At 65.2% G+C, this 23,889-nt stretch carries 26 protein-coding genes; 15 read left to right on the forward strand and 11 right to left on the reverse strand.

Going from position 1 to position 23,889, the window contains the following annotated elements; all coding sequences use genetic code 11:
* Positions 1–98: 98 nt before the first annotated feature.
* Positions 99–611, forward strand: a complete 513-nt coding sequence (locus tag ACIBJI_RS13840; RefSeq protein WP_397084352.1) for a hypothetical protein — start codon at positions 99–101, stop codon at positions 609–611.
* A gap of 55 nt (positions 612–666) precedes the next feature.
* Complete coding sequence (locus ACIBJI_RS13845) at positions 667–1,695, forward strand: AraC family transcriptional regulator (RefSeq protein ID WP_397084354.1); 1,029 nt, start codon at positions 667–669, stop codon at positions 1,693–1,695.
* 12 nt (positions 1,696–1,707) lie between these two features.
* Here ACIBJI_RS13845 and ACIBJI_RS13850 read toward each other — a convergent pair whose 3' ends face one another.
* Positions 1,708–1,869 carry a hypothetical protein gene (locus tag ACIBJI_RS13850; RefSeq protein ID WP_364349657.1) on the reverse strand — a complete coding sequence of 54 codons (162 nt, stop codon included), beginning with the start codon at positions 1,867–1,869 and terminating at the stop codon, positions 1,708–1,710.
* Positions 1,870–2,095: 226 nt separating this feature from the next.
* On the opposite strand from ACIBJI_RS13850, the gene ACIBJI_RS13855 reads away from it, so the two are divergent.
* Positions 2,096–3,289 carry an IS110 family transposase gene (locus ACIBJI_RS13855; protein WP_397084735.1) on the forward strand — a complete coding sequence of 398 codons (1,194 nt, stop codon included), beginning with the start codon at positions 2,096–2,098 and terminating at the stop codon, positions 3,287–3,289.
* Positions 3,290–3,327: 38 nt separating this feature from the next.
* Here the strand turns inward: ACIBJI_RS13855 and ACIBJI_RS13860 are convergent, their stop codons facing one another.
* The 3 genes from ACIBJI_RS13860 to ACIBJI_RS13870 all read right to left on the reverse strand — a co-directional run bounded on the left by ACIBJI_RS13860 (position 3,328) and on the right by ACIBJI_RS13870 (position 5,821).
* On the reverse strand, positions 3,328–4,182 hold the full coding sequence (locus ACIBJI_RS13860) for an alpha/beta hydrolase (protein ID WP_397084357.1): 855 nt from the start codon (positions 4,180–4,182) through the stop codon (positions 3,328–3,330).
* 32 nt (positions 4,183–4,214) lie between these two features.
* Positions 4,215–5,027: an oxidoreductase gene (locus ACIBJI_RS13865; protein WP_396954899.1), complete on the reverse strand. Its 813-nt coding sequence runs from the start codon at positions 5,025–5,027 to the stop codon at positions 4,215–4,217.
* Positions 5,028–5,107: 80 nt separating this feature from the next.
* Entirely contained in the window at positions 5,108–5,821 is a 714-nt protein-coding gene (locus ACIBJI_RS13870; protein ID WP_397084359.1) for an SDR family oxidoreductase, read from the reverse strand.
* An 88-nt stretch (positions 5,822–5,909) separates the two neighbouring features.
* Here ACIBJI_RS13870 and ACIBJI_RS13875 point away from each other — a divergent pair, with 88 nt between their 5' ends.
* The 10 genes from ACIBJI_RS13875 (at position 5,910) to ACIBJI_RS13920 (ending at position 15,670) form a co-directional block, all read left to right on the forward strand.
* Complete coding sequence (locus tag ACIBJI_RS13875) at positions 5,910–6,551, forward strand: TetR/AcrR family transcriptional regulator (RefSeq protein ID WP_397084361.1); 642 nt, start codon at positions 5,910–5,912, stop codon at positions 6,549–6,551.
* Between the two features lie 509 nt (positions 6,552–7,060).
* Complete coding sequence (locus ACIBJI_RS13880; RefSeq protein ID WP_364349672.1) at positions 7,061–7,918, forward strand: ABC transporter permease; 858 nt, start codon at positions 7,061–7,063, stop codon at positions 7,916–7,918.
* Complete coding sequence (locus ACIBJI_RS13885) at positions 7,918–8,781, forward strand: ABC transporter permease (RefSeq protein WP_397084363.1); 864 nt, start codon at positions 7,918–7,920, stop codon at positions 8,779–8,781. The genes ACIBJI_RS13880 and ACIBJI_RS13885 overlap by 1 nt, the downstream gene beginning before the upstream one ends.
* A 4-nt stretch (positions 8,782–8,785) precedes the next feature.
* Positions 8,786–9,841, forward strand: coding sequence for a hypothetical protein (locus tag ACIBJI_RS13890; protein ID WP_364349678.1), 1,056 nt, complete (start codon positions 8,786–8,788; stop codon positions 9,839–9,841).
* Positions 9,842–9,888: 47 nt separating this feature from the next.
* The gene (locus ACIBJI_RS13895) at positions 9,889–10,845 is read left to right on the forward strand and encodes an MlaD family protein (protein WP_364350138.1); all 957 of its coding nucleotides are present in this window, start codon (positions 9,889–9,891) and stop codon (positions 10,843–10,845) included.
* Positions 10,833–11,867 (forward strand): MlaD family protein, encoded by a 1,035-nt coding sequence (locus tag ACIBJI_RS13900; RefSeq protein WP_397084365.1) that lies wholly within the window; start codon positions 10,833–10,835, stop codon positions 11,865–11,867. The genes ACIBJI_RS13895 and ACIBJI_RS13900 overlap by 13 nt, the downstream gene beginning before the upstream one ends.
* Positions 11,861–12,970, forward strand: a complete 1,110-nt coding sequence (locus tag ACIBJI_RS13905) for an MlaD family protein (protein WP_364349684.1) — start codon at positions 11,861–11,863, stop codon at positions 12,968–12,970. Before ACIBJI_RS13900 ends, ACIBJI_RS13905 begins: the two co-directional genes overlap by 7 nt.
* A complete protein-coding gene (locus ACIBJI_RS13910) occupies positions 12,967–14,064 on the forward strand; it encodes an MlaD family protein (RefSeq protein ID WP_364349687.1) in 1,098 nt (365 codons plus the stop codon). The genes ACIBJI_RS13905 and ACIBJI_RS13910 overlap by 4 nt, the downstream gene beginning before the upstream one ends.
* Complete coding sequence (locus tag ACIBJI_RS13915; RefSeq protein ID WP_397084368.1) at positions 14,061–15,017, forward strand: MlaD family protein; 957 nt, start codon at positions 14,061–14,063, stop codon at positions 15,015–15,017. Before ACIBJI_RS13910 ends, ACIBJI_RS13915 begins: the two co-directional genes overlap by 4 nt.
* A gap of 47 nt (positions 15,018–15,064) precedes the next feature.
* A complete protein-coding gene (locus tag ACIBJI_RS13920; protein WP_397084370.1) occupies positions 15,065–15,670 on the forward strand; it encodes a hypothetical protein in 606 nt (201 codons plus the stop codon).
* A gap of 358 nt (positions 15,671–16,028) precedes the next feature.
* Here the strand turns inward: ACIBJI_RS13920 and ACIBJI_RS13925 are convergent, their stop codons facing one another.
* The 3 genes from ACIBJI_RS13925 to ACIBJI_RS13935 all read right to left on the reverse strand — a co-directional run bounded on the left by ACIBJI_RS13925 (position 16,029) and on the right by ACIBJI_RS13935 (position 17,685).
* Positions 16,029–16,181, reverse strand: coding sequence for a DUF1059 domain-containing protein (locus ACIBJI_RS13925; RefSeq protein WP_364350141.1), 153 nt, complete (start codon positions 16,179–16,181; stop codon positions 16,029–16,031).
* Between the two features lie 53 nt (positions 16,182–16,234).
* Positions 16,235–16,501, reverse strand: a complete 267-nt coding sequence (locus tag ACIBJI_RS13930) for a hypothetical protein (RefSeq protein ID WP_364349696.1) — start codon at positions 16,499–16,501, stop codon at positions 16,235–16,237.
* Positions 16,502–16,584: 83 nt separating this feature from the next.
* Positions 16,585–17,685, reverse strand: coding sequence for a diacylglycerol kinase (locus ACIBJI_RS13935; RefSeq protein WP_397084372.1), 1,101 nt, complete (start codon positions 17,683–17,685; stop codon positions 16,585–16,587).
* Positions 17,686–17,802: 117 nt separating this feature from the next.
* Between ACIBJI_RS13935 and ACIBJI_RS13940 the strand changes: the two genes are divergently transcribed.
* A complete protein-coding gene (locus ACIBJI_RS13940; RefSeq protein WP_397084374.1) occupies positions 17,803–18,543 on the forward strand; it encodes a glucose 1-dehydrogenase in 741 nt (246 codons plus the stop codon).
* A gap of 287 nt (positions 18,544–18,830) precedes the next feature.
* Positions 18,831–19,508, forward strand: coding sequence for a class I SAM-dependent methyltransferase (locus ACIBJI_RS13945; protein ID WP_397084376.1), 678 nt, complete (start codon positions 18,831–18,833; stop codon positions 19,506–19,508).
* Positions 19,509–19,556: 48 nt separating this feature from the next.
* Here the strand turns inward: ACIBJI_RS13945 and ACIBJI_RS13950 are convergent, their stop codons facing one another.
* Genes ACIBJI_RS13950 through ACIBJI_RS13965 form a run of 4 tightly spaced genes read right to left on the reverse strand, consistent with a single transcriptional unit; the run spans position 19,557 to position 23,882 of the window.
* On the reverse strand, positions 19,557–20,582 hold the full coding sequence (locus ACIBJI_RS13950) for a prenyltransferase (RefSeq protein ID WP_397084378.1): 1,026 nt from the start codon (positions 20,580–20,582) through the stop codon (positions 19,557–19,559).
* Positions 20,569–21,300: a class I SAM-dependent methyltransferase gene (locus ACIBJI_RS13955; protein WP_397084380.1), complete on the reverse strand. Its 732-nt coding sequence runs from the start codon at positions 21,298–21,300 to the stop codon at positions 20,569–20,571. The genes ACIBJI_RS13950 and ACIBJI_RS13955 overlap by 14 nt, the downstream gene beginning before the upstream one ends.
* A gap of 40 nt (positions 21,301–21,340) precedes the next feature.
* Positions 21,341–22,597 carry a glycosyltransferase family 4 protein gene (locus ACIBJI_RS13960; protein WP_397084382.1) on the reverse strand — a complete coding sequence of 419 codons (1,257 nt, stop codon included), beginning with the start codon at positions 22,595–22,597 and terminating at the stop codon, positions 21,341–21,343.
* Positions 22,598–22,640: 43 nt separating this feature from the next.
* Positions 22,641–23,882, reverse strand: a complete 1,242-nt coding sequence (locus ACIBJI_RS13965) for a cytochrome P450 (protein WP_397084384.1) — start codon at positions 23,880–23,882, stop codon at positions 22,641–22,643.
* Positions 23,883–23,889 lie beyond the last annotated feature (7 nt).

Below are 23,889 nucleotides of genomic sequence, written 5' to 3' on the forward strand. Positions count from 1 at the left end.
TCCGCAGGCGCGTACAGCGGTAGCGCCAGAACCGTTACACGGCAATCCAATCCACCGTGTCTGGTCGCCACGCCGGGTGCACCTACCAGGAGGCGCCCATGCAACGACCCACCTCGCCTTCCCGAGACCGGTGGCTGAAGCTGGTCGATGTCCAAGAGCTGACGCATACCCGGGTATCCCACCAGATTTCGCAGGCCCACGGTCTGCCGGGCGTGCGAGAAATCTTGGCCGCGGTACTCGGCGCACAGTCCACAGCGGCTGCGCGGGAACAACATACGATCGCGCGATGGGCGGGCGAGCTCGCCCACATTTGTTTACAAGGCCACAACGAGCACTCTGGCGATAGGCGGGTGCGGGCGGTGCGGATCATCCGGATCATCGACTTCTGGATCGAAGTCTATGTCCGACAGGACGGTGACGTTCAGGTCGAACCGGGCGAGACCATCGGAACGGTAATCAGTCGGATAGCGGAAGTCGGCGCAGAGCTGTACAGCGTCAAGGATTCGCGGATTCCCGTGAACCCGGCGGTCGCCATTCTAGAGCGCAAACTCGATCGGCTTGCCGAGCAATACACCGATCGCGCCACCGCGCTCGCCGCCGCTGGGCGCTAGCGGCCAACGCTCGGGTTCCATCCGCACATCGGTACGAAGGCGCGAGGTTCACAGCATGGTGCCACGACCCCACGCGCTCAATGACGCGATCATTCCACCCATTGTGTTGTCCGGAGTGGTGGAGATAGGACATAACCTCGGCATATCGGTCGAGTCGTGGTTCTGGGGAACCGGATTGGATTCGGAGCGACTATTCGAGTCCGACATCGTCAAGGTCTCCTACGATCAGGCGGCCACCGTGTTGCGACGCGCCCTGCGCGCGCTTCCTCCCGGTCCCTGGGGTATGCGACTCGGCCAGCGCGACGTCCTGGTCTCGATGGGGATGCTGGGAATCGCGCTGAGCGCGTGCGCGTCGCTCGCCGACGCCCTCGTACTGGGTGCCGAATTGCACGTGGCCTCCGGCAGTCTGGTCGACATCGAGTTCGAGACCGTCGACGGCGAGGTAGTGCTGATTCTGCGTCAGCGTGAAACCGATCCGGAGCTGACGATGTTCCTTTTCGAAGAGGCGTTGTGCACCGCATTGACATTCGTGCGAACAATGCTCGGCGCCAACCGATCACCGCTCTCGGTCGAGTTGTCCTATCCGGCACCGGCGTACGCCCGCGAGTACACCCAGTTCTTCCGCTGTCCGATCGAGTTCGATGCCGAAGCCACCCGCGTGCGCTTCCCGACTTCCCTGCTGGCTTCCCGACTTCCACACCACCACGAACCGACCCGCAGCGTGGCCGCGGCCGCCTGCCGCCAACTGATCAGCCTGCACACCTTCGAGAGCGACATCATCACCGCGGTCGAAACCCTGCTCGAGGGCCAGGCCCGCACCCCCTTGACAGTGACCGCCGTGGCCCGCCACCTGAACCTCACCGAACGCACGCTACGCCGCCAATTGACCACTGCCGGTGTAAGTTTCAGCACCGTGCGTGACCGGGTCCGCGAACGATGGGCGACCGTCCTGCTGCAGGAGTCGGCCCTGACCATCGGCGCCATTGCCCGTGAGGTCGGATTCAGCAATGGTCGTGAATTCCGACGGGCCTACATCCGCTGGACCGGACGCTCACCGACTGCGGCACGGTACGAACGGAACTGAGCCGCGAGGCGCCTACTGGCTTGCCATGCCGAGGTATTCACCCAGGTTCTTCTCGACCTCGTCGAGTCCGATCTGGCCGATGAGCGTGCCGAACTGGGGCAGCCGTGCCTGGAATCCCGGCAGTGGATGGATTCGTGCGGGGCGATCTGGTTCCGAGCGGTGTTCTTCAGTCATCCCTACCCTCTTTCGTGGGTTGCTCGGGCCAGTCGTAGGGTCTTGGTGCCCAGGGGTGCCGGGTATGGCTCTCAGTCATCTGCATCGGTTGTGGCTTAACACGATTGGCCGCCCAGCACCCCCTCGACGACTCGGCTGCTGATTGAGAATTGCGAACCAGTCGCTCCGTAGGGATAGGCCAGCGAAGTCGTCTGTGGTGCAACCGGTTTGGTGAGCGAGGGAGGCGATCTTGGAGTGTGCTTGGGCCGGAGTCGACATCGGCAAGGAACATCACCATGCGGTGGTAATCGACACCGACGGCAACCGGCTGCTGTCGCGGAGAGTTCACAATGACGAGACAGCCCTGTTGGATCTGATCGACAAGATCACTACTCTGGGCGACCAGGTCGACTGGGCCGTGGATATCGTCACCGGCGAGTCCGCGCTGCTGTTGACCTTGCTCGCAGCCCACCATCAACGGGTCTTCTACATCAGCGGCACCCAGGTCAACCGGGCCGCTGACGGCTACCGTGGCGCTGGAAAGACCGACGCGAAGGACGCGGCGATCATCGCCGATCAGGTCCGCATTCGCCGCGATCTGTCCCCGATGCGTATCGATGACGAGCTCATCGTGGAACTGCGGATGCTCGTTGCCCGCCGTCGTGACCTCGCCGGCGACCGTGTCCGGCTGGTCAACCGGCTGCACCAGCAGACCATCAGCCCCGCCCTCGAGCGAGCCCTGGACTTGACCAACAAGGGACCGCTGGTGCTGCTCACCGGCTATCAGACCCCCGACGCTCTGCGGCGGGCAGGTGTCGCCGAGGTCGAGCAATGGCTGCGCTTGCAGAAGGTCAAAGGAGCTGGGGCGCTGGCGGTCAGGGCCGTCACCGCGGCCACCGCCCAGCACACCACCTTGCCCGGACAACGGTTGGCCGCCGAGTTGGTGGCCGACATGGCCAAGGGGGTGATCACCCTCGACGAGCAGCTCAAATACATCGACAAGCTCATCGAGGGCCGATTTCGCCGCCACCATACCGCCGAAATCCTGCTGAGCATGTCCGGTATCGGTCCGCTCATGGGCGCCACGTTCCTGGCTGCCACCGGCGGCGACATGACGGTCTTCGATTCGCCCAACCACCTGGCCGGCTACGGTGGCGTCGCACCAGCACCCCGGGACTCTGGACGAATATCGGGCAATCTGCACCGGCCCCGGCGCTATCACCGAGGATTGCACCACATGTTCTACACCTCGGCACTGATCAGTATCCGATTCCATGAGCAATCGCGAATCTTCTACGACCGCAAAAGATCTGAAGGCAAACACCATAATCAGGCGGTGCTCGCCCTCGCTCGACGCCGGGTCAACGTCCTCTGGGCACTTCTGCGCGAGGGCCGCACCTACGCCCCAGCCCCGCCCGACCACGCGGCTACCGCCGCCTGACACCAGACGCCCAAACTGATCTTGAAGGCTTGACATCATCATTGAGAATCGAGGAAGTTGGCTACCTGGATAGCGAAGGATTCGGCGTGCTGGAACAGGAAGGCATGACCGGCGTCGCTGTATCCGAGCAGAGTGGCGTTGCGGGTGTGTTCGGCGGCGGTGTAGGACACCACGGCCGGTGTCATGATGTCGCGTAGGCCGGTGGCGTACAGGACTGGCTGGTCGAGGCGTTGCAGGTCGGTAACCACCTGCTCGAGCGGGATCGACATGTTTTTTCCGATCGCGGTGATCTGGCCCTTGCCCGCTGCCTCGGACACAGCGGGCCCGCCGGTGGTCAACCGGGTGGCGACCCTGGCGAGGTATTCGTGTCCGGCGGCGCGGCCCGTGTCGGTCTCGGGGAAGAACAGGTACACCAAGTCGTCGCCGGTGACCTCCGGTTTGGTCATGGTGGCCAGCACATTCTGGTTCGGAGCAGGTGCGCCGGGCACCTGACCGCCGGGATTGCTTGCCGCCAGCACCAGCTTGCGGACCAGGTCGGGCCGCCACAGCGCCACCCGCTGGGCGACGGTGCCGCCGAGGGTCCAGCCGAGCAGATCGACCTGGGTCAGCCCGAGTGCTTCGATGAATTCGATTGCACCGTCGGCGAATCCGTCGACAGAGTCGCGGGGTTCACCGGTGGTGTAGCCGACGCCGATGTCGTCGAACACGATCACGTCGTGGTCGGCGGCCAGGAGGTCCAGTAGCTGCGGGTCCCACCAGTCGATGGTTGCGCGGACGCGGTTCAGCAGGATCAGCGGGGTGCCACCGCGTGGGCCGATCCGCCGATAAATGAACCGCGCGGACGCAGCGTCTACGGTCCGATTCTCGGCGGTGTCTGACAGATAGGTGCTCATGGCGAGCGTCGCTTTCTGTTGTGGTGGGGGAGTCAGGCGGGGAGCCGGTTGAGCTTGCGGAGCTGTTGGTCGAACATGCGGGCGGGCACGAGGCGGCGCATCGTGCTGACCCGAGCGGTCTGGCCGACGGGGTAGCGCAGCTTCGGCTTCGTGTCGGTGGCCGCGGCGACGATCGCCTTGGCGACAAGGGCGGGATCGTCGCCCGCCTTGACCGCCTCGGCCATGTATTCCTCGAAGACCAGTCGGTGCGTGGCATAGACGTCCAAGGGCTGGTCGGGTAGCACACTGTTGGCGTCGAAAGCGGTGCTGGTCCAAGCGGGTTCGATGAGCAGGGCCCGGACGCCGTATTCGCGAATCTCGTGGTCGAGTGATTCGGTGTAGCCCTCGATCGCGTGCTTGGAGGCGGCGTAGACGGCCATATAGGGCTGCGGCATGAACCCGACGATGGAGGAGATGTTGACGATGCGTCCGCTGCCTTGGGCGCGCAGGTGCGGCAGGACCGCGTTGGTCATGCGGATGACGCCGAAGACGTTGATATCGAAGACATTTCGGGCCTGTTCCACCGAGCTTTCCTCGGCTGCGCCGGCCGAGCCGATGCCCGCATTGTTGACCAGGATGTCGATCCGGCCGAACTGCGCGATCACCTTCGCGACGAGAGTGGCGACCGATTCGTCACTGGTGACGTCGAGGTCGAGGAAGGTCACCCCATCGGGCGGGGTCAACGCGCTGGTGTTGCGGCCGGTTCCGATTACCTGGAATCCCGCCTCGACCAGGGCAAGGGCGGCCGATTTTCCGATACCGGAGGATGCGCCGGTGACCAGGGCTACAGGGCGTGATGTGATCATTGTGAGCTCCTAATAGTGGTGGTTTCGGTGTGCTGTAACGAGATTCGTGTGCCACCGGAGATGGCGGGCATCCGAGCCGACTAGCTGGTCGCGATGACTTGGGGGTAGAGGATCGCCGGGTCTGCGGCGAGCCCGGCCTTGACCTGTCGTGTCAGGTCGTCGGCGATGACTTCGAGGGCGTCGGTTTCGATGCCGTCGAGGGCTTGGGTCGCGACGCTGTACGGGGAGGTCTTGGGGGCGTCGACCCCCGCGCTCAGATCGGTGTCGACGTAGCCGACATGCAGTCCGGTGACGCCGATACCGCGCGGCCGCAGGGCGAGGCGCAGCGCGTTGGTCTGCGACCACAGTGCCGCCTTGGCCGCGCCGTAAGCATCGGTGCCCGGGACTGCGATCCAGGACAACGCCGAGTGAATGGTCAGGATGTGGCCGCCGCCGTTGCTTTCCAGAATCGGGGCCAGGGCGCGGGTGACGTGCAGCGCTCCGAAGAAGTTGATGTCGAACTCGCGGCGGATATCGGTGATCGGTGAGTCGAGGAATGACGTGCCGAGCGCGGTCCCGGCATTGTTGATCAGGATCGTCACGTCGGATGCGTGCTCGGCCAGCGCCGCGGCGGCATCCGGATCGGTGAGTTCCAACGCGAGAGGGATCGCATCCGGATGGGTGATGGTCCGCGGGTCGCGGGCGGTGGCGTAGACCTTGGCGGCGCCGCGTGCGTGGAGCTGTTCCACCAGTGCCTTGCCGATGCCGCGGCTGCCGCCGGTGACGAGTGCTACCGAATCTTTGATGCTGGTCATGGACTGAACTCCCTTTGGAAACCGATCTGTTTCCTCAAGATAAACAGATCGGTTTCCAAAATGCAAGAGGAAGGCTAATCTGAGTTTTATGACCGACCCGATACCGCCGGTAGCCTCCGGTTCCACCTCCACCCGCGACCGGTTGCTCGACGCCGCCGGACAGCTGTTCTACGAACAGGGCGTCCACATCGGTGTCGACGCGCTGTGCAAAGCGGCCGGAGTGTCCAAGCGCTCGATGTACCAGCTGTTCAACAGCAAAGACGAGCTGGTGGCCGCGAGCCTGGAACGGATCGCGCCTGATTATCGGGCCGCCCTGCTGCCGACCGACGATGTCGGGTCGCCGCGCGAGCGGATCCTGCACGTTTTCGAACGGTTGGAATACCTGGAACCGGCGCAAGATTTTCGCGGCTGCCCCTATGTCGCGGCGGCGGTCCAACTCAAGTCACCCGAGCATCCGGCCAGTCTGGTCGCTCGCCGACACAAGGATGGTCTGACCTCGTTCTTCCAATACGAGGCCGAGCGCGGCGGCGCACCCGACCCCGTCCTGCTCGGCCGGCAACTGACCCTCGTTTTCGACGGGGCCAGCGCCCGATCGGTTGTCCAAGCCCACGACCTCGACGGTCTCGCCGTAGCCACCGCCACCACACTCCTCGACGCTGCCGGTGTTGGTAATTCCCTGCCGTCCAACGGTTTCGCCCAGAATGCGACAGGCTCCAACGCGGGCGCGTAGGACTGACACCCGCACCGGCGACCTCGGTGCTGCTTGGGTCAGCCTGGTGTTGGTAGTCGCGCAGGCGCTCGGCATCGCTGGCGGACATGCAACGCGCGCGCCATTATCTGCGACGGCCTGGCCGGAGTGACCGACGCTGACCAATTGTCCTGTGTCACCGTCATTCTCACACCTTCCGCTCCTCAGTGCAGCGTCCGCGCACGCCGACGCGATCGCGGTGCGGTCTCATGAGCATTCGCTGCGGCGAAACGACCAGCAACTGGGATCGGGCACGGGAGCTGTAGGTCATCCAGGGCCGCTCTCACCTCGGGCGCTGTGGCGCCGCGCACCGCGACAAGTGAACGAGCACTATTCCGGAATAGTGTCTGGAATGTGGTCCATTTCATATGGTAGCGTCACCGCGCAGAGATTGAGTTGGTTCGCGCGGCCGCGTGGGACTAGGGGGTACCGGTGCCCGACGTCCAGTTCACACCCTCGCGGGGGATTGCTCGGCCGGACAAGGAGGTTCGATGTCGGCGGCAGATCTGTCCTTTCGAGCGGATGTCGATGAGATGACGGCGGCGGGAGTTCTCCGTCGGAATTTCGCCGATACCGTCCTGTCGAGCCTGGCCACGCTCGGTCGCGCATTGCGCATCGGCGTCGGTGCGGTCCGCATCGGAGTGGCGGACGCGGTGCGCCTGCGCTTCCAGGTGCACGAAACCCTCACGCAGGCATGGTTTTTGATCAGGGTCACCGCGTTGCCGAGCGTGCTGATGGCGATTCCGTTCGGGGTCATCGTTTCCGCGCAGGTCGGCAATATCGTGTCTCAGCTCGGCGCCGACTCGATGATCGGAGCGGCCGGTGGACTCGGGGTGATCAAGCAGGGGGCTCCGATGGCCACCGCGATGCTGCTCGGTGGTGCGGGCGCTGCCGCCATCGCGGCCGACCTCGGGGCGCGGACCATTCGCGAGGAGGTCGACGCCATGCGTGTCATGGGGGTGGATCCGATACAGCGCTTGGTTGTTCCCCGCATCGTGGCGATGATGCTGGTCGCTCCGCTGCTCAATATCCTGATCATCTTCATCGGAATCGCGTCGGGCTTTGTTGTCGCGGTATCCGCGCTCGGCGTCACGCCGGGCAGCTACTGGCAGTCGTTCGGTTCCTTCACAACGCCCCTCGATATCTGGGTTTCGCTGGTCAAGGCGTTGATCTTCGGTTTCCTGGTGGTGGTCATCGCGTGCCAGCGGGGTCTGGAGGCCAAGGGGGGACCGCGTGGTGTCGCGGACGGCGTCAACGCCGCGGTGGTGATGTCCGTTGCGGCGGTCGCCGTGCTCAACGCCGCGATCACTCAGGTGGTCACCATGTTCTTCCCGGTAAGGATGGCGTGATGACGCCGACCCCGTACTTCCCCGCCGGGCTGCGGTGGGTGGGCTGGTTGCAGCGCCGGGTTGATCCGCTGCGCCCGGTCGAGTCGATCGGGTTCGTGATCGGATTCGGCTGGCAGGTGCTGTCGTCGCTGCGCTACACGCTGGTGCACTACCGGCGCCAGACGGTTGCGGTCATCACGGATATGACATGGGGGCGCGGCTCGGTCATCATCGGTGGCGGGGTGGTCCCCCTCATGCTGTTGCTGGGCGCCGCGATGGGCGCGTCCATCGGTATCGAGGCATTCAGCGCCCTGAATCTGTTGTCGCTCGGTCAGCTCAGTGGTCTCATCTCGGCATTCGGCGTCACGCGTGAACTGGCACCGATTGCCGCGGGCGTCGGGTTCGCGGCGCAAGCCGGATGCCGGATGACAGCGGAAATCGGGTCCATGCGGATCTCCGAGGAGATCGACGCACTCGAGTCGCTCGGCATCCGATCGGTGCCGTTCGTGGTGACGACCCGGGTCATCGCCGGAATCGTCGCTGTCGCACCGGCATTCGTCGTCGCGCTGATACTCAGCTATTTCTCGTGCGAATTGATCGTGACCACCATCCACGGCACGCCGTCGGGAACCTACAACCATTATTTCGATCAGTTCGTGGTGGGCTGGGACGTGATCGCCGCGACCATCAAGGTGATGGTGTTCGCGGTCGCCGTCGTGCTGATCCATTGCTACCAGGGGTTTTTCGCCACAGGTGGGCCCGAGGGGGTCGGCATCGGCTCGGGGCGCGCCATCCGGGCCAGCCTGGTGTCGATCATCGCCCTCGACATGGTCGCCACCATCGTGCTGTGGGGATTCCAGTCTCCCATCTCCTTCACCGGGTGAGGTTATGCCTGCTTATGCTCTGCCCGGAACGGAAGTCGGGCCCCGCCGCGCCCGCATACTCGGTGCCTGCGCCATTCTGCTGACAGTCCTGACCGCCATCGGCTGGCGGGTGTGGCCGGACGTCGAGCCCGCGGACGAGATTCACGTCGCGCTGCTGGTCGGCCGGGTAGGCGAGGGCGTCGGGCCGGGGACGGATGTGCGACTCGACGGCGTGCGCGTCGGAGCGGTCGCCACTATCGACTCCGCCGCGCCCGGTCGACAGCGAATCGAACTGAGCCTGAACGGATCCCAGCTCTTCGGCCTCACCGATGCGGTAACCGTCGACTATGCGCCGGGAAATCTGTTCGGAATCAGTGCCATCGAACTGCACGCCAACCAGGGTGGCGCGGCGCTGGCCAACAGATCGACGGTCGATCTGACCCGCGACACCGATCGGGTCCGGGATGCCACGCTCGCGGCCCTGCTGAAGTCGACGGGCAGGCTCACCGGCGACGTGCTCACGCCTGAACTCGTCGAGTTGCTGAGCAAGGTGTCACGGGACCTCAATGCGTTCACTCCGCTGTTGCAGGCCATCGGCGTGACCGCACGTTCGTTCGCCGAGACCCAGCAGCTGCCGCCGTCTCTGCTGTTCGATCGGTTCGGTTCGGCGCTGGTCGGACTCCCGCCGATGTTGACGGGTGGATTGGCCGTGCTGGAGGCGACCTACACAAACAAGTATCTGGAGTCTCCGGAGCGCCTCGCGCGATTCAGCGAGATGTTCACCAGGGTCCGGACGGACCTGCTGCCGACCGCGACGACCTTGCTCGGTACCTCGCGACAGTACTTTTCCGGGCTGTTGCCCATCGGCACAACGATTCTCGACCAACTGTCCGCGTCGGTGAGCACACCGGACCGGTCCGCGCAGCAGTTGAGCGAACTGCTCGCGCGTGTCGGCGCGGCATTTCACGACACACCTGAGGGGCCGGTGCTCGACGCCGCGGTCGAATTGGATGTGGTGCCCGGCCTGGCCGCACCGCTGTCGGCCATGCTGGCGCAGCGTCCCGCCACGGGGGAGCGCTGATGACCACGCGTTCCCTGCTGCTGCGCGTCGCCGTCGCGATACTCCTGATGGGTGTGGTGCTGGCGGGTGTGTTCCGCTTGGTCGAGCGCCCCGTAAGCGGCGAAACCGATACCCACACAGCGATGTTCACAGACGCGAACGGATTGCGCCTCGGTGATGACGTGCGCCTGTACGGGGTACAGGTCGGCAAGGTGCGAGACGTCAGTCTGGACGGCACGTTCGCGCGGGTACGCTTCACCGTCACCCGCGACCATCCGCTGTTCGCCAACAGCAAGGTCGCGATCCGATACCAGAACCTCACCGGGTTCCGGTATCTCGAGATCCAGCAGCCCGACCAGCCGGGCGCGCGGCGCGACTCGAAAACGGTCTTCGGCACGTCCGAGACGGTGCCGCCTTTCGACATCACGACCTTGTTCAAGGGCCTGCAACCGGTCCTGGCGCAGCTGTCGCCTGATGATCTCAATCAGTTCGCCACCAGCATGCTGGCGGTCATCCAGGGCGACGGCACCGGGCTGGGGCCGGCGCTGGGCGCCATCGAGAAATTGAGCCGTTACGCCTCCGATCGCCAGGCGGTGCTGTCGACGCTGGTGGGCAATCTCTCCCAGATCTCCGATCACCTCGGCGGCAAGTCCGGCAACGCCATGAAGCTGCTGACGAATCTGACCGATCTGTTCATCACCATCAGCGATCAGTTGCCCGGACTCGTCAGCTTCTCGATCGAGATTCCGCCTGTGCTGCAACCACTTCGGAGCATGCTGACCGTGCTGGGCGTCACCGGTGACCGGGACCGGGATCTGGACGCCGTGCTGAAGCAGGCGTTTCCCGACCCGCAGGAGGCCGTGAACGTCTTCGACCGCCTGCCCGGCCTGATCCAGGAGATGACGGCAGCCGTTCCGCAAACCGGGCCGGGGGCCGAACTCACCTGCTCGCACGGCGCCGCAGCCGCACCCGAGCCCCTTCGAATGCTGATCGCCGGACAGAGGATCGTCCTATGTCACAAGTGACACTCCGGCGGCGATTCGCCGATCGCCGCAGAGAACGCGCCGCGGAACGCTTGCCTGCCAACGATCTTCGGTGGGGGCTCGCAGGGATAGGCGCCGCGGTGTTGCTGATCATCGCCATCGGGACGGTCTACGTGACCGGAACTTCCCCGGAACGAACGTATTCGGCGGACCTGGCGCAGGCCGGAGCCGTCCGGTCCGGTGATGACGTCCGCATCGCCGGGATTCCGGTCGGAAAAGTGAAATCGCTGACCCTGCTGTCGGATCGGGTCCGGATGGAATTCACCGTCGCGAAACAGGCATTCATCGGAGATCAGACCACCCTCGACATCCGCATGCTGACCGTGGTGGGTGGCAACTACGTGGCAGTCGAGTCCGCGGGAACGAAACCGCTAGGGGCTGGGGTGATACCGCAGGAGCGAGTCATGCTCCCGTACAACCTTACTCAGGCGTTCCAGGATGCCGTTCAACCGGTCCAGGAGATCGACGGAGACATGTTGCGGAAGGATCTGGCCGCAGTTGCGCAATCGGTCGGCAACAGCCCGGCTTCCCTTCGCGTAGCCGTACAGGCGGCCGGTGACCTGGTCGGAATGCTGGACAAGCAGAACGCGGACATCTCCCGCACCTTGTCCATCGCCGACGAGTATCTGACGGCACTGAACGAGAACTCCGATGTGCTGGCGAAACTGCTGACGACGCTGGGCACCCTCGAAACGATTGTCCAGAACAATAAGGTGCAGGTCGCCCAGGCCCTGAACGATCTAGCGGCGGTCCTGCACGATCTGACACCGCTGGGACGTGCGTGGGATGAGTCGTTGAAACAGCGAGCCCAGCCGCTCGCTGATGCGATCCCGAAGCTGCAAGAGCTCGGCGGCCGCCTCGGCGCGCTCGTCGATTCTCTGCGCGGCTTGGAACAGCGCCTGCTTCCGCTCATGTCGGCCGGTGGCGGGGTGACCGTCGACCAGGCCGCCGTCACGATCCCGCTGCCGGCGGTATGCGTGCCCGTTCCCGGAGGGGGATGCTGAAAGTGAAGCGAATTCTCGGATCCAGAGGGCTGATGTCGGCCGCCGTGGTCATCACGCTCGTACTGGCCGCCGCGATCGGGCTGAAGCTGAGCAAGCCGAGCCCGCAGATGCGCGGATATTGCGCCGAAATGCCCGACAGTATCGGGCTGTACAAGGGCAGCGCGGTCACGATCATGGGTGTGCCGGTCGGCCGGGTCACCGAGATCCAGCCGGATGGCACCTCGGCCCGTGTGCAATTCACGGTCCGGGCCGACCGCAAGCTTCCGCCGGACGTGGGCGCCGTAACCGTGAGCGATACTTTGGTCGCCGATCGGAAACTGGCTCTCATCGGCGCCGAACCGGCCGGCCCGGGCTGGGAAGCCGACCGATGCATCACCAAAACCCTGACGCCCAAGAGTCTTTCGCAGACTTTCGAGGCGCTGACCGGCCTTGTCGATCGGCTGAACGGCTCCGGAGATCCCGCGCAGCGCACCGCGCTCGCTGACGGGTTGGATGCGCTCGACGACGCTACGGCCGGATCCGGTGACCAGATCAACGGCATCCTCCTGCAGCTGTCCAAGGCGCTCACCGCGCCCGACGCCGCCATCGGCCATATCGGGAAGCTGCTGGACGCACTCGCCGAACTCGCGCATCGGGCCCGCGGGGGATGGCCGCAGGTGCAGACGACCGTGACCGGGCTACCCCAAACCTTCGGAGACATCGTCACCATCGCGTTTCCGCCCATCATCGAACTCGTCGCCGCGCTGGCCGAGCTGCTGCCGCAGGGCAACGACGCCATCATGATGTTCGGGTCACCCGCTTTGCGGGCGCTCGATGCGATCCCCGATCTATCTCACATGATCGCGTCCGGGGTCGGGTCGCTCTCAGAGGTCATTCGGATGGCACCGGCCGTGGCAACCGGATTCGCGACCGCGATCGATCCGGTCTCGGGCAAGCTGACAATAGGTTACCTGCCGCCGAAACTCGCACTCGCCCAACAAGATACCGAACGGATCTGCGCAGCCGTGCAAACGATCACCGGGCAGCAGTGCCAGAGGTCCGACGGCGGTGCGGTGACGGTGCCTGCCCTGTCCGTGCTCCTGGCGGCGGCGAGCGCGCGATGAGAACAGGCCATCGGACACGCCGCATCGGCATGCACGCAATCGCCTGCGTCGCTATGGTTTTCACCGCCACCGGATGCGACTTGCAGCCGGCCGATCTGCCCGTGCCCGGGGCCGGCGTAGGCGGGCCCACCTACCCTCTGCGGATCGAGTTCGGCAATGTGCTCAATCTTCCGCAGGGCGCCAAGGTCATCGCCGACGGTGTCCGGGTGGGGCAGCTGACCCGGGTCACTCTCGTCGACCCGGTCGCCGCCGCCCCCGGTGGAGTCGCGCGCCGGGGATACGCGATCGCCGACATCGTTATTCGGAAGTCGGTGCGACTGCCGGTGGGCACCACGGCGGAACTGCGTCAGGAGACTCCGCTGGGAGATGTGCACATCGCTCTCACCGAACCGGCGAAAGCCGGCTCGGGCGAGTTGGAACCGGGCGCGACGATCCCGCTTTCGGATACCGCACAATCACCGTCGATCGAAGACATCCTGGCCGGACTGTCCACGTTCGTCGGCAGCGGAGCGGTTTCGGATTTCCAGAGCATCGTCCGCAAGATGAACGCGGTGATGCCCAGGGATCCGACCGACACGGCTCGGATCGCCGGCGTACTGGGTTCGGATCTGTCCGATCTGGGCGAACATCTGAACTCGGTCGACGCCCTGCTCGACGGCCTGCAGGCCACGGTGGACGACGGTCTGCAGAAGAACGCGCCGATCTTCGATGACCTGCTCACCCCCTACGGAGTCCAACACACTACCGACGCGGTGAACGCCCAGATCGGTGTCATCTTCGTGCTGACGTCGCTCGGCCCGCTCGCCCCCGCTGCCAAATGGCTCGCTCCCTTGTTGCAATCGCTCGACGGCACCACGCGGGCAGTGGTGCCCATGCTCTTCGGTAGCCACCCGCTCGATACCGGCTCGCCGTCGAACATGAAGCAGCTCGTCGATCTCATTCAAAACAAGATCATTCCATTTGTCGAACGAGGTCCGAAGGTCAACATGGTCGATGTCACGCTCACCCCCTCGGCGGGAGCCGCCACGATGTCTCCCGATGAACAGACCAGCCGCATCGTCGACGCCCTCCGGATGATCGGCGCGGTCAGATGAATCTTCGTGCGACGGTGTCGCTCTCGGCGATCGCCGCGGTACTGGTCCTCGGCGTCGGCTACATGACGGTCGGCGTTCTGCATCTGGACCCCAGGCGGACCTACATCACCGCCGACATGCGAATGGACAACTCGGGTGGGCTCGGTCCGAACGCTCCGGTTCTCTTGGCGGGTATTCAAGTCGGCCGCACCGAGTCGGTGAGCAAACAGGCCACCGGCGTACTCGTGCGGTTGCGAATCGACAACCGCTACCGCATCCCCGTTTCCAGCGACGTCCGCATCGAGCAGTTGTCTGCCCTCGGCGAGCCGTACATCGAGTTCGCGCCGCAGACCGGCGTGGGACCGTATCTCGAGAACGGGCAGGTCATCGCGGCGGATCGAGTCAGGACGCCGACGACGATCACGGCACTGTCCGCCAGGGTGGTCGAACTGCTGAAGCAGATTCATCCCGAGTCCGTCGCGCGCTTGGTCGATACCTTCAACCGTGCACTGGCGGGAACGGATACCGCGATGCAGACATTGCAACGGTCGACCGATCTGCTCGCGGCTGCCCTCCTGAGTCGCAAGGCATCCATCCGCCAGCTGTTCGCCGACGTGCAGGCATTGGGCGGCAACATGGACTGGCTCGGGCCCTCACTCGCCGACGCCGGTCCGAAATTCGGTGCGTTCGGCGTCACGCTGAACCAGATTGTGGAGTCGGGAGCCGCGCTTTCCGAAAGCCGGCCGGTGGCCGACTATTTCACAGGCGACGGCCTCGTCCCGTTTCTCGGCAACTTGACGGTACTGGTGAATAAGATCGGTCCCGGTATCGCCCCGCTGGGACCGGCCTTGGAACCGGTTGTGAAGGATGCGGTGCGCCGAGCGCCCGCCATCGATATCAGTGCGTTGATCGACCAAGCGCTACACGGCGTAGGAGACGACGGCGCAGTGTATTTCCGAGTCGGCGTCAGGTAGCCGGAGTGACTGCCGGACATCGCCGAATCGGCGGAAGGACACCGAACATGAGCACAATCAACGACGAAGACACCGCCCGAACCGAACCCACAAGCGAATCAGAGGTTTCCGGTGAGCGGGGTAAGCAGCCGCGCACCGTATCGATTCGACTGTCGACGGTACTGGTCACAGCTGCGATCTGCGTTCTCACTACCGCCGCAGTGACATTCGCGGCGCTCTACTGGTCGGCGAGATCCACCATTGCGGACCGCGATGCGAAAGCCGCCGATGACCGGCATGCCGAACAGGTCGCGATGGATTACTCGCTGGGCGCGTCGACGATCGATTATCACGACGTCAAGGGCTGGCTGGGCCGTCTCCAGGCCGGTACGACCCCTCAGCTCTCGGCCAAGTTCGACGCCACGGCCCCGCAGCTCGAGCAGATCCTGCTGCCACTGCAGTGGACATCGAAAGCGTCACCGCTGTCCGCGACCGTGACTTCCGAGTCCGGCGGGATATACAAGGTCAACGCCTACCTCAATGTGACCTCCAGCAGTGCGCAGACGCCGGACGGGGCCCAGACCACCGTCACGTATTCGCTGACCATCGACCGCAATTCGGGTTGGAAGGTCACCGACGTCGGGGGGCTGCAGAACGCGTTGCCGTCGAAATAGCGGTCGGCGCCGGGTGATTCGTAATGCTGCGCACTCGCAGCCCGGCGCTGCATGTTCGAGTATCTCGGCGGAGGCGAACCACTGCTGGGCGCAGCCACGAGCCAGCTAGGCGACCGCTCGAACATGATGCGGCGATAGCGCCTGCAGCGCCTGTTCGAGTCCGCTCCTGTCGAAGGCGGAAGATTCAGCCAGCGCGGCGGGTTCCCGATTTGGTTCGCTGCGGCTCACCGCGGGATCGCTGGACCACATCAGCAGCATGGACGACGGGCAGGGGTTCGGTGCGGTGACGCGCCACCTGGAACCTCGTACGGTCCCGGTGCCGATGGTGTCCTGCGGTGTGCGCCGTGATCGGTTCGAATCAGTATGCGATGAAGAGGATTTCGTCGCGGGTGTACTCGTGCTCGGGGTGTTTCTCGGCCAGGTGGGCTTGTGTCTTCTCGACAAGGTCGTCCTCGTCCGTGCCGCGGACGTACTCACCGCACGGGCAGCTGAGGCGGGTCTTCTTCATCATCATCCCCTTGTTCGACGTGCTCGGGGTTGTCGTGCAGGTCGACGCCTGGCAGGTCAGCGACGGTCGAGTATGCGCTGCACGAGTTGTTCGGGTGAGCGGTCGCCGCAGGAATCGGCGGCATATCCGGTTGCGGCGTCGAACAGGGCGGCGGTGTAGATCGCCTCCAGGTTCTGGATGATCGCGGGGTCGGCACGCGGCCCCAGCGCGGCCCGGATTCTGCGCTGTATCTCACCCGAATCGCGTAGTCGGTCGAGTATCTCGGCCCGATCTGTCTCGGAGTTGTCGAGCAGCTGACTGGTGGCAGACAATAGTTCGGACATGTGTCCGAATGATAGTCCGGCATGCTGTGCAGCGCAAGGTAATGCCTGGTCGGTTCGGTGATCGCCGGCTGTGGTCGGAGTCGTCATCGGTCGAGTTTCAGGTCGTGCACCGGCGTCGTGAATACGCCGGGTGCGGTCACCAAGGGGAGGTCGAGCATCGTACGGATGCCGGGCGCGGCGGCGACCACGGCGGGAATGGCGTTCACGATGCGTCCCGCTGCCGCCACGATCGCGGCGTGGTTGTGATCGCCCTTGCGGCTGGTTGGGCAGATGTCCACGAAATAGGATGGCTCGCCGGTGATCTCGACACGATACGAGCCGCCCGCCTGTGCGGGTTGCGGCCAATCCGGGCACAAGTCCTCGCGCAGGCGCGTGATGTGCTCGATGACGATCGCCGGGCGATCGCCGACCATGCCGCGCAGTTCGAACCGCAGTGCGGCCAGACCGCCCTCGGGGATGTGTCCGGCGGCGATGTCGAACGCCTCCGCGGCCGGAATCCGTTCGTAGTGTTCGGTGATCGTGTCCACGGTGATGCCGAGCCCGGTGGCGAGCTGCCGTATCGCGGGCCCCCACGCGTAGCTCAGCACGCCGGGCCGCAACAGCATCGGGGTTTCGTCGAGAGGCTTTCCGAAGCCCATGACGTCGAACATGACCGTCACGCCGTCGTAGGTCGCGTAGTCGGCGATTTCCATGCAGCGGACCTGCTCAACGGTCTGGCAGGTACCCGTCAGTGCGAAGGGCAGTAGATCGTTGGCGAATCCGGGATCGACGCCGGTGATGAACAGACTCGAGTCACCTTGCCGTGCAGCCTCTTCAACCGGATCTATGTACTTCTGGGGCAACACTCGCCACGGATATTGCAACAATCCGGGGGCAGAGCCCACGACGTTCACCCCGGCCGTGAGGATCCGCCGGCAATCCTCGATCGCCTCCTGTAGACGGGTGTCTCCCATCGCGCAGTAGACGACGCACTCCGGTTCGGTCGCGAGCAGTGCATCGATGCCGCCGACGGCCGCTATTCCGGTCGTGATGTCGAGACCGGCAAGCTCGCCGGCGTCTCGCCCGACCTTGCCGGGTGTCGACACACATACGCCGGTCAGCTCGTAGCGGGGGCTTTCGATGAGGCCGGTAAGGGCAAGGCGGCCGACATTCCCGGTGCCGACGTGGGCGACGCGGATGGGCATGGATTCTCCTCGCGAATTGTGGCTCACGGCCGGTCAACTGGACCTGTTCCGGAGTCCGGTCATATTTCTGGACACTAGTCTGGATTGTGTTCCAGTTGGTATGTTAGCGTGGCCGCCATGGGACGTGTAGACGGCAAAGTTGCACTCATCAGTGGCGGCGCGCGCGGGATGGGCGCCGCACACGCGGAATTGCTGGTGGCCGAAGGGGCCAAGGTTGTCATCGGCGACATCCTGGACGAGGACGGTAAAGCGGTCGCCGAATCACTCGGCGACGCAGCGCGTTACGTCCATCTCGATGTCACCGAGCCGGTGCACTGGGAGTCGGCGGTGAACGAGGCACTGCATACGTTCGGGAAGCTCGATGTCCTCGTGAACAATGCCGGCATCGTCAACGGCGGTCCGCTGGGGAAGTTCGATCTCGGTAAATGGCGTCAGATCATCGACGTGAACCTGACCGGCACCTTCCTCGGGATGCGAGCCGTCGTGGAAGCGATGGTCGCTGCGGGCGGCGGGTCGATCATCAACGTCTCCTCGATCGAAGGATTACGGGGCGCGCCTTGGGCGCACGGCTATGTGGCCTCGAAGTGGGCTGTGCGGGGCTTGGCCAAGTCGGCCGCACTCGAGTTGGCGCCCCATAACATTCGCGTCAACTCGCTGCATCCGGGCCTGATCCGGACACCGATGACGGAGAACATTCCCGACGACTTGGTGACCATTCCGCTGGGCCGGCCCGCTCAGTCGTCGGAGGTGGCCACGTTCGTGCTCTTCCTGGCCAGTGACGAATCCTCGTATGCGACGGGCTCGGAGTTCGTCGTGGACGGCGGTCTCGTCGCAGCGGTGCCACACAAGACCTCTTGAGAGGCCCGCGCGGTATACCTCCTGAGCTCCGGGCGTGGCGGCCGGTCCATCCTGCCCTGGCCGGATGCGCGCCCGGATAGCCGCCCGGCCCCCGCGTCGATACCCCCGCGCGCACCCGCAGAGCGCAGCGGTGAGCCGGCCCAGGATCGGACAGACCCGAACCATGATCGAACCGCGAATGGAGGCATCGATGACTTTCGCCGAACCGTGCGAACCCGCTTGCACCGAGAGTCCACACCTCGACGAGTGGATCGCCCGCGGATGGTGATCCGTAGAAAGGTTTTCGCATGACCGAGGCCGATATCGCCACCCGTGCCTGGGACCTGTTCGCTCTCGCCGAGCAGGTCCCCGGATTCATGCCTCCCGAGGAAGGCCGCGCGCTCTACGACGCGGCCCGCGCCCACGCAGGGGACGGCACCATTCTCGAAATCGGCACCTACTGCGGCAAATCCGCTATCTATCTGGGTGCGGCCGCCTCGGAAACCGGAGCCACCGTCTTCACCGTCGACCACCACAGCGGGTCCGAAGAGCACCAGCCCGGCTGGGAGTATCACGACATCGCGCTGGTGGATCCGCAGACCGGCGTCTTCGACACTGTGACGGCCTTCCGGCGCAGCATCGTGCGCGCCGGACTCGCCGAGACCGTCGTCGCCATCATCGGCTCCTCCTCGGTCGTCGCTCGCATCTGGTGCACACCGCTGCACATGCTGTTCATCGACGGCGGCCACACCGAGGAAGCCGCTCAGCGCGATTACGAGGGCTGGGCCCATTGGGTGGCGATCGGCGGCCTGCTGGCCATTCATGACGTCTTCCCGGACCCGGCCGACGGTGGCCGGGCCCCGTTCAATATCTATCGCCGCGCTCTGGATTCCGGTGAGTTCCAGGAAGTCTCGGTGACCGGTTCGCTGCGGATCCTGCGGCGCGTCGTCGTCCGTGACCAGGGCGTTGCGGACAACGGGCGCTGACCGGACCCACTTCTGTCGGCCATTCGCGCACTGCGCGGGTGGTCGGCGTCAGTGGGGGAGCGCGTCGCGGAAGATCCCGTTGGCGGCCGTGGTGCGCGACAGTGCGTCCGCGGCCAGGATGACCGCAGCGGCGGTCCAGGTGGTGCGCTCCTCGGGCCAGCGTTTGCCGTCGGTGAATACCATTCCGGTCCAATACGATCCGTCCGATTCACGCAGATGCTGCATCTCGGTGAAAAGCGTCGTGGCGGTGGTGGTGTCACCGTCGGCGTCGAGCGCCAATACCAGTTCGCAGGTTTCCGCGCCGGTGACCCACGGGGCATCGGACACACAGCGGATGCCCAGGCCCGGAACAACGAATTCGTCCCAGTGGCGTCGGATGCGGTCGCGGGCTTCGCGGCCGCGGACCGCGCCGCCGAGGATCGGGTAGTACCAGTCCATGGAATAGCGGTTCTTATCCAGAAAAGCTTCCGGGTGGTCGCGCAATGCGCTACCGAGGCGGCGGCGGGCCGCGGCCCAGTCCGGCCTGGGATCGCCGAGGCGCTCGGCCAGGGTCACCGCACAGCCGAGGCTGTGGAAGATGCTGGAGCAGCCGGTGAGCAGGGCCTCGCCCGAGCTGCCGGATTCGCTTGCGGACCAGTGGATCTCGCCGTGCTCGCCCTGCTGCAGGCCCAGTACGAACTCGACCGAGGCGCGGACGGTGGGCCACATCTCGGCGGCGAATCCGGAATCACCGGTGACGGTGAGGAAATGCAGCATGCCGGTGGCCAGGTAAGCGCAGAAGTTGGTGTCGGCGTCGTGGTTCTCGATGACGCCCTGCCGGAACTGTATGGGCCAGGAGCCGTCGTCGCGCTGAGTCTTGGCCGACCAGATGTAGGCGTCGCGAGCCTCATCCCACAGTCCGGCGACGGTGAGCGCCGTGGCCGACTCGATGTGATCCCATGGGTCGGTGTGCCCACCGGTGAACCATGGCAGGGCGCCGTCGGGTTCCTGTGTGGCCGCGATGGATTCACCGCTGCGCCGGATGTCGGGGCCGGAGAGGACGCCGGGAACGGCGGGCAGCTCAGCGTGCGTCACTGTACACCGCAGGTTTGGTGAAGTAGAGGGCGATGGATTTGCCGATGAGGGGGTTGAGCATGCGTTCGGCCGTGCGGGTGAGCGCGGGCGCGGACATCATGTCCCACACCAGCATCCGGTGATAGGCCGTCACCGCCGGATGCGCGTCGTCGGCGACCCCGACCGCGCACTTGAGCCACCAGAATGGGGAGTGCAGGGCGTGCGCGAACTCCCGGTGGATGTGGCGCACGCCGCGCGCGGTGATCTTGTCGCGCAGCTCGTCGGACCGGTAGATGCGGACGTGGCCGCCTTCGTTCGCGTGGTACTCGTCCGAAAGCGCCCAGCAGACGCGTTCGGGCAGCCAGCGGGGGACCGTGACGGCCAGTGCGCCACCAGGTTTGATGACACGCACCAGCTCGGCGATGGCCTGCTCGTCCTGCGGGATGTGCTCGAGGATTTCCGAGGCGATGACCACATCGAATTCGCCGTCACCGTAGGGCAGATCGAGCGCGTCGCCGCGCACGGTCTCGGCCTTCGCGTACTCCGGCACCTCGCCGGCCGCGGCCATGGCCTCGAACATAACGCCGACATCGGCGAGGTCGGTGGCGTTCTGGTCGAAGGCCACGATGTCCGCGCCGCGCCGGTACGCCTCGAATGAGTGCCGCCCGGCCCCGCAGCCGATATCGATCACCCGCACTCCCGGACCTACGCCCAGACGATCGAAATCGACGGTCAGCATGTGACCCTCCTGTCTGCCAGTGATGAATGTCGAAGATGAATCAACGGTTCGCTCCGGCCGATTCGACTGGCGCGCGGCGGCCGTGCCGCTCGATCGCCTGCTCGTAGACCGTGACGGTCCGTGCGCCGACGGCGGCCCAGCTGAACACCTCCAGTGCGCGCCGCCGTCCCGCATTTCCCATGTGGTGCAGGCGATCCGGATCGCGCAGCAGCTGGCCCAGCGTGTGGGTCAGGTCCATCGCATCGCCGGGCTCGACCAGCTCCGCGCAGGTGCCGGTGACCTCGGGCAGCGCCCCGGCCCTGCTGGCGACCAGGGGCGTGCCACTGGCCATGGCCTCCACGGCCGGCAGCGAGAAACCCTCGTACAGGGACGGAATACAGGCGACCTGCGCCGAGGCGAGCAGCTCGGCGAGTTGCTCGTCGCTCAATCCGCTGACAGCGGTGACGATGTCGGCCAGCCCCAGTTCGGCGATGAGCTTCTCGGTCGGCCCGTTGGGCTCCAACTTCGCCACCAGACGCAGCTCGATGTCATGGATATGACGCAGCCGGGCAACGGCTTCGAGCAGATGCGCGATGCCCTTGAGCGGCTTGTCCGCGCTGGCTACCGCGACGATGCGGCCCCGCACCCGAGGCGTCTCGCGCGGCCGGAACAGCTCGGTGTCCACGCCCAGCGGTACGGTGTGCAACTGCTGTGGCGACACCCCGAAGTCGTCTGCGATGTCGGTCGCCGACGACGAGGACACCGTGATCAGGTCCGGAATCTGCCGTGCTACCCGCTGCTGCATGCCGAGGAATCCGTACCAGCGCCGCACGAAGGGCTTGCGCCGCCATGGTGCGGCCGCCAGGTCCACCGCCCGGTCGCGGGTGATGGGATGGTGGATTGTCGCCACCACCGGTAGGTGCCGGGCGATGTCGAGCAGCCCGTAGCCGAGGCACTGGTTGTCGTGCACGACATCGAAATCCCGTGTGCGCGACCATAACAGCCGCTCGGCACGCAGACTGAACGTCCTGGGCTCGGGAAATCCGGCGGTCCACATGGTGGCGAGCTCGAGCAGGTCGATCCGGTCGCGGATCTCGCGCGGATGGGGTGTGCGGAAGGGGGCGTCGTCGCGGTACAGGTCCAGGCTGGGCACCTCGGTGAGCCGCACACGCGGATCGAGGTGTTCCGGATAGGGCTGGCCGGAGAAGACCTCGACCTCATGGCCGAGCTCTGCCAGTCCCTGACTCAAGTATCGGACGTAAACCCCTTGCCCACCACAGTGGGTCTTGCTGCGGTAGGACAGCAGGGCTACGCGCATATGCCCTCCGCCCTCAGCAGTTCGGCACAATTCGCGCTGATCATCAGTACCGCACTTGCCAATGCTTGATGCCGTTGATCCAGCCCGAACGCAGGCGCTCGGGCTCGGACACCTGCGACAGGTTCGGCATCGCGTCGGCGATGGCGTTGAACATCAGATCGATTTCCAGCCGGGCCAGGTTGGCGCCGACGCAGTAGTGTGCGCCCGTGCCGCCGAAGGCCAGATGCGGGTTGGGGTCGCGCAGGATGTCGAAGCTGAACGGGTTCTCGAAGGCGTCCTCGTCGAAATTGGCAGAGCCGTAGAACAATCCGACGCGTTGTCCCTGACGGATCAGCTGTCCGCCGAGTTCGGTGTCGGTGGTGGCGGTGCGCTGGAATGCGGTCACGGGAGTCGCCCAGCGCACGATCTCGTCAGGCGCGGTGCGCGGACGCTGCTGTTTGTAGAGCTCCCACTGGTCCGGATTGTCGACGAACGCCTTCATGCCGTGGGTGATGGCGTTACGAGTGGTCTCGTTGCCCGCCACCGCCAGCAGGATGACGAAGAAGCCGAATTCGTCCGAGCCCAAGGCTTCCCCGTCGACGTCGGCCTGCACGAGCTGGCTGACGATATCGTCGAGCGGATCATTGCGGCGCTGCTCGGCCATGTTCCAGGCATAGCCGAGGATTTCCACCGACGCGTTGGTGCCCGCCGTCGTGGTCGTGGCGTCGCCGTATTCCGGGTCGTCGTAATTGAGCATCTGGTTGGACCAGTCGAACAGTTTGCGGCGATCTTCCCGCGGTACGCCGAGGAGTTCCGCGATGGCCTGCAGGGGAAGTTCACACGCGACCTGTTCGACGAAGTCGCCGCCGCCCTCCTTCTCGGCCGCGTGCACGATAGCGGCCGCTCGTTCGGTCAGCGCGGCGCGCAACCCCTCGACGGCGCGCGGACTGAAGCCTCTGGAGATGATGCGCCGGATCTTGGAGTGCTTCGGCGGATCCATGTTCACCAGCAGTGCGCTGGTTAGTTCGATCTGCTCGATGGTGATCTGCCCGGGCAGCCGGATGATGGAGCCTTTCTGCTGCGAGGAGAACAGCTCCGGTTTGCGCGAGATCTCTTTGATGTCCTCGTGTTTGGTGACCACCCAGTAGCCGCCGTCGCGGAATCCTCCGGACTGCGCATCGGTCTGTGGGTTCCACCACACCGGCGCTGTGCGGCGCAACTCGGCGAATTCCTGGACGGGGTTGCGGGTTTCCCAGAGCGCTGGATCGGTGAAATCGAATCCGGGGGGAATGGACGGCGCTGACACAGCTTCC

The organism is Nocardia sp. NPDC050408, assembly GCF_044458905.1.
Lineage (GTDB): Bacteria > Actinomycetota > Actinomycetes > Mycobacteriales > Mycobacteriaceae > Nocardia.

Excerpts from the sequence above, each read along its gene's own strand:
- ACIBJI_RS13845 (WP_397084354.1), top strand. The coding sequence starts at position 667 with ATGGTGCCACGACCCCACGCGCTCAATGACGCGATCATTCCACCCATT.
- ACIBJI_RS13920 (WP_397084370.1), top strand. The coding sequence starts at position 15,065 with ATGAGCACAATCAACGACGAAGACACCGCCCGAACCGAACCCACAAGC.
- ACIBJI_RS13960 (WP_397084382.1), bottom strand. The coding sequence starts at position 22,597 with ATGCGCGTAGCCCTGCTGTCCTACCGCAGCAAGACCCACTGTGGTGGG.
- ACIBJI_RS13875 (WP_397084361.1), top strand. The coding sequence starts at position 5,910 with ATGACCGACCCGATACCGCCGGTAGCCTCCGGTTCCACCTCCACCCGC.
- ACIBJI_RS13905 (WP_364349684.1), top strand. The coding sequence starts at position 11,861 with ATGCTGAAAGTGAAGCGAATTCTCGGATCCAGAGGGCTGATGTCGGCC.
- ACIBJI_RS13865 (WP_396954899.1), bottom strand. The coding sequence starts at position 5,027 with ATGATCACATCACGCCCTGTAGCCCTGGTCACCGGCGCATCCTCCGGT.
- ACIBJI_RS13880 (WP_364349672.1), top strand. The coding sequence starts at position 7,061 with ATGTCGGCGGCAGATCTGTCCTTTCGAGCGGATGTCGATGAGATGACG.
- ACIBJI_RS13895 (WP_364350138.1), top strand. The coding sequence starts at position 9,889 with ATGGGTGTGGTGCTGGCGGGTGTGTTCCGCTTGGTCGAGCGCCCCGTA.
- ACIBJI_RS13850 (WP_364349657.1), bottom strand. The coding sequence starts at position 1,869 with ATGACTGAAGAACACCGCTCGGAACCAGATCGCCCCGCACGAATCCAT.
- ACIBJI_RS13940 (WP_397084374.1), top strand. The coding sequence starts at position 17,803 with ATGGGACGTGTAGACGGCAAAGTTGCACTCATCAGTGGCGGCGCGCGC.
- ACIBJI_RS13945 (WP_397084376.1), top strand. The coding sequence starts at position 18,831 with ATGACCGAGGCCGATATCGCCACCCGTGCCTGGGACCTGTTCGCTCTC.
- ACIBJI_RS13840 (WP_397084352.1), top strand. The coding sequence starts at position 99 with ATGCAACGACCCACCTCGCCTTCCCGAGACCGGTGGCTGAAGCTGGTC.
- ACIBJI_RS13935 (WP_397084372.1), bottom strand. The coding sequence starts at position 17,685 with ATGCCCATCCGCGTCGCCCACGTCGGCACCGGGAATGTCGGCCGCCTT.
- ACIBJI_RS13890 (WP_364349678.1), top strand. The coding sequence starts at position 8,786 with ATGCCTGCTTATGCTCTGCCCGGAACGGAAGTCGGGCCCCGCCGCGCC.
- ACIBJI_RS13955 (WP_397084380.1), bottom strand. The coding sequence starts at position 21,300 with ATGCTGACCGTCGATTTCGATCGTCTGGGCGTAGGTCCGGGAGTGCGG.
- ACIBJI_RS13900 (WP_397084365.1), top strand. The coding sequence starts at position 10,833 with ATGTCACAAGTGACACTCCGGCGGCGATTCGCCGATCGCCGCAGAGAA.
- ACIBJI_RS13860 (WP_397084357.1), bottom strand. The coding sequence starts at position 4,182 with ATGAGCACCTATCTGTCAGACACCGCCGAGAATCGGACCGTAGACGCT.
- ACIBJI_RS13930 (WP_364349696.1), bottom strand. The coding sequence starts at position 16,501 with ATGTCCGAACTATTGTCTGCCACCAGTCAGCTGCTCGACAACTCCGAG.
- ACIBJI_RS13910 (WP_364349687.1), top strand. The coding sequence starts at position 12,967 with ATGAGAACAGGCCATCGGACACGCCGCATCGGCATGCACGCAATCGCC.
- ACIBJI_RS13925 (WP_364350141.1), bottom strand. The coding sequence starts at position 16,181 with ATGATGAAGAAGACCCGCCTCAGCTGCCCGTGCGGTGAGTACGTCCGC.
- ACIBJI_RS13885 (WP_397084363.1), top strand. The coding sequence starts at position 7,918 with ATGACGCCGACCCCGTACTTCCCCGCCGGGCTGCGGTGGGTGGGCTGG.
- ACIBJI_RS13915 (WP_397084368.1), top strand. The coding sequence starts at position 14,061 with ATGAATCTTCGTGCGACGGTGTCGCTCTCGGCGATCGCCGCGGTACTG.
- ACIBJI_RS13870 (WP_397084359.1), bottom strand. The coding sequence starts at position 5,821 with ATGACCAGCATCAAAGATTCGGTAGCACTCGTCACCGGCGGCAGCCGC.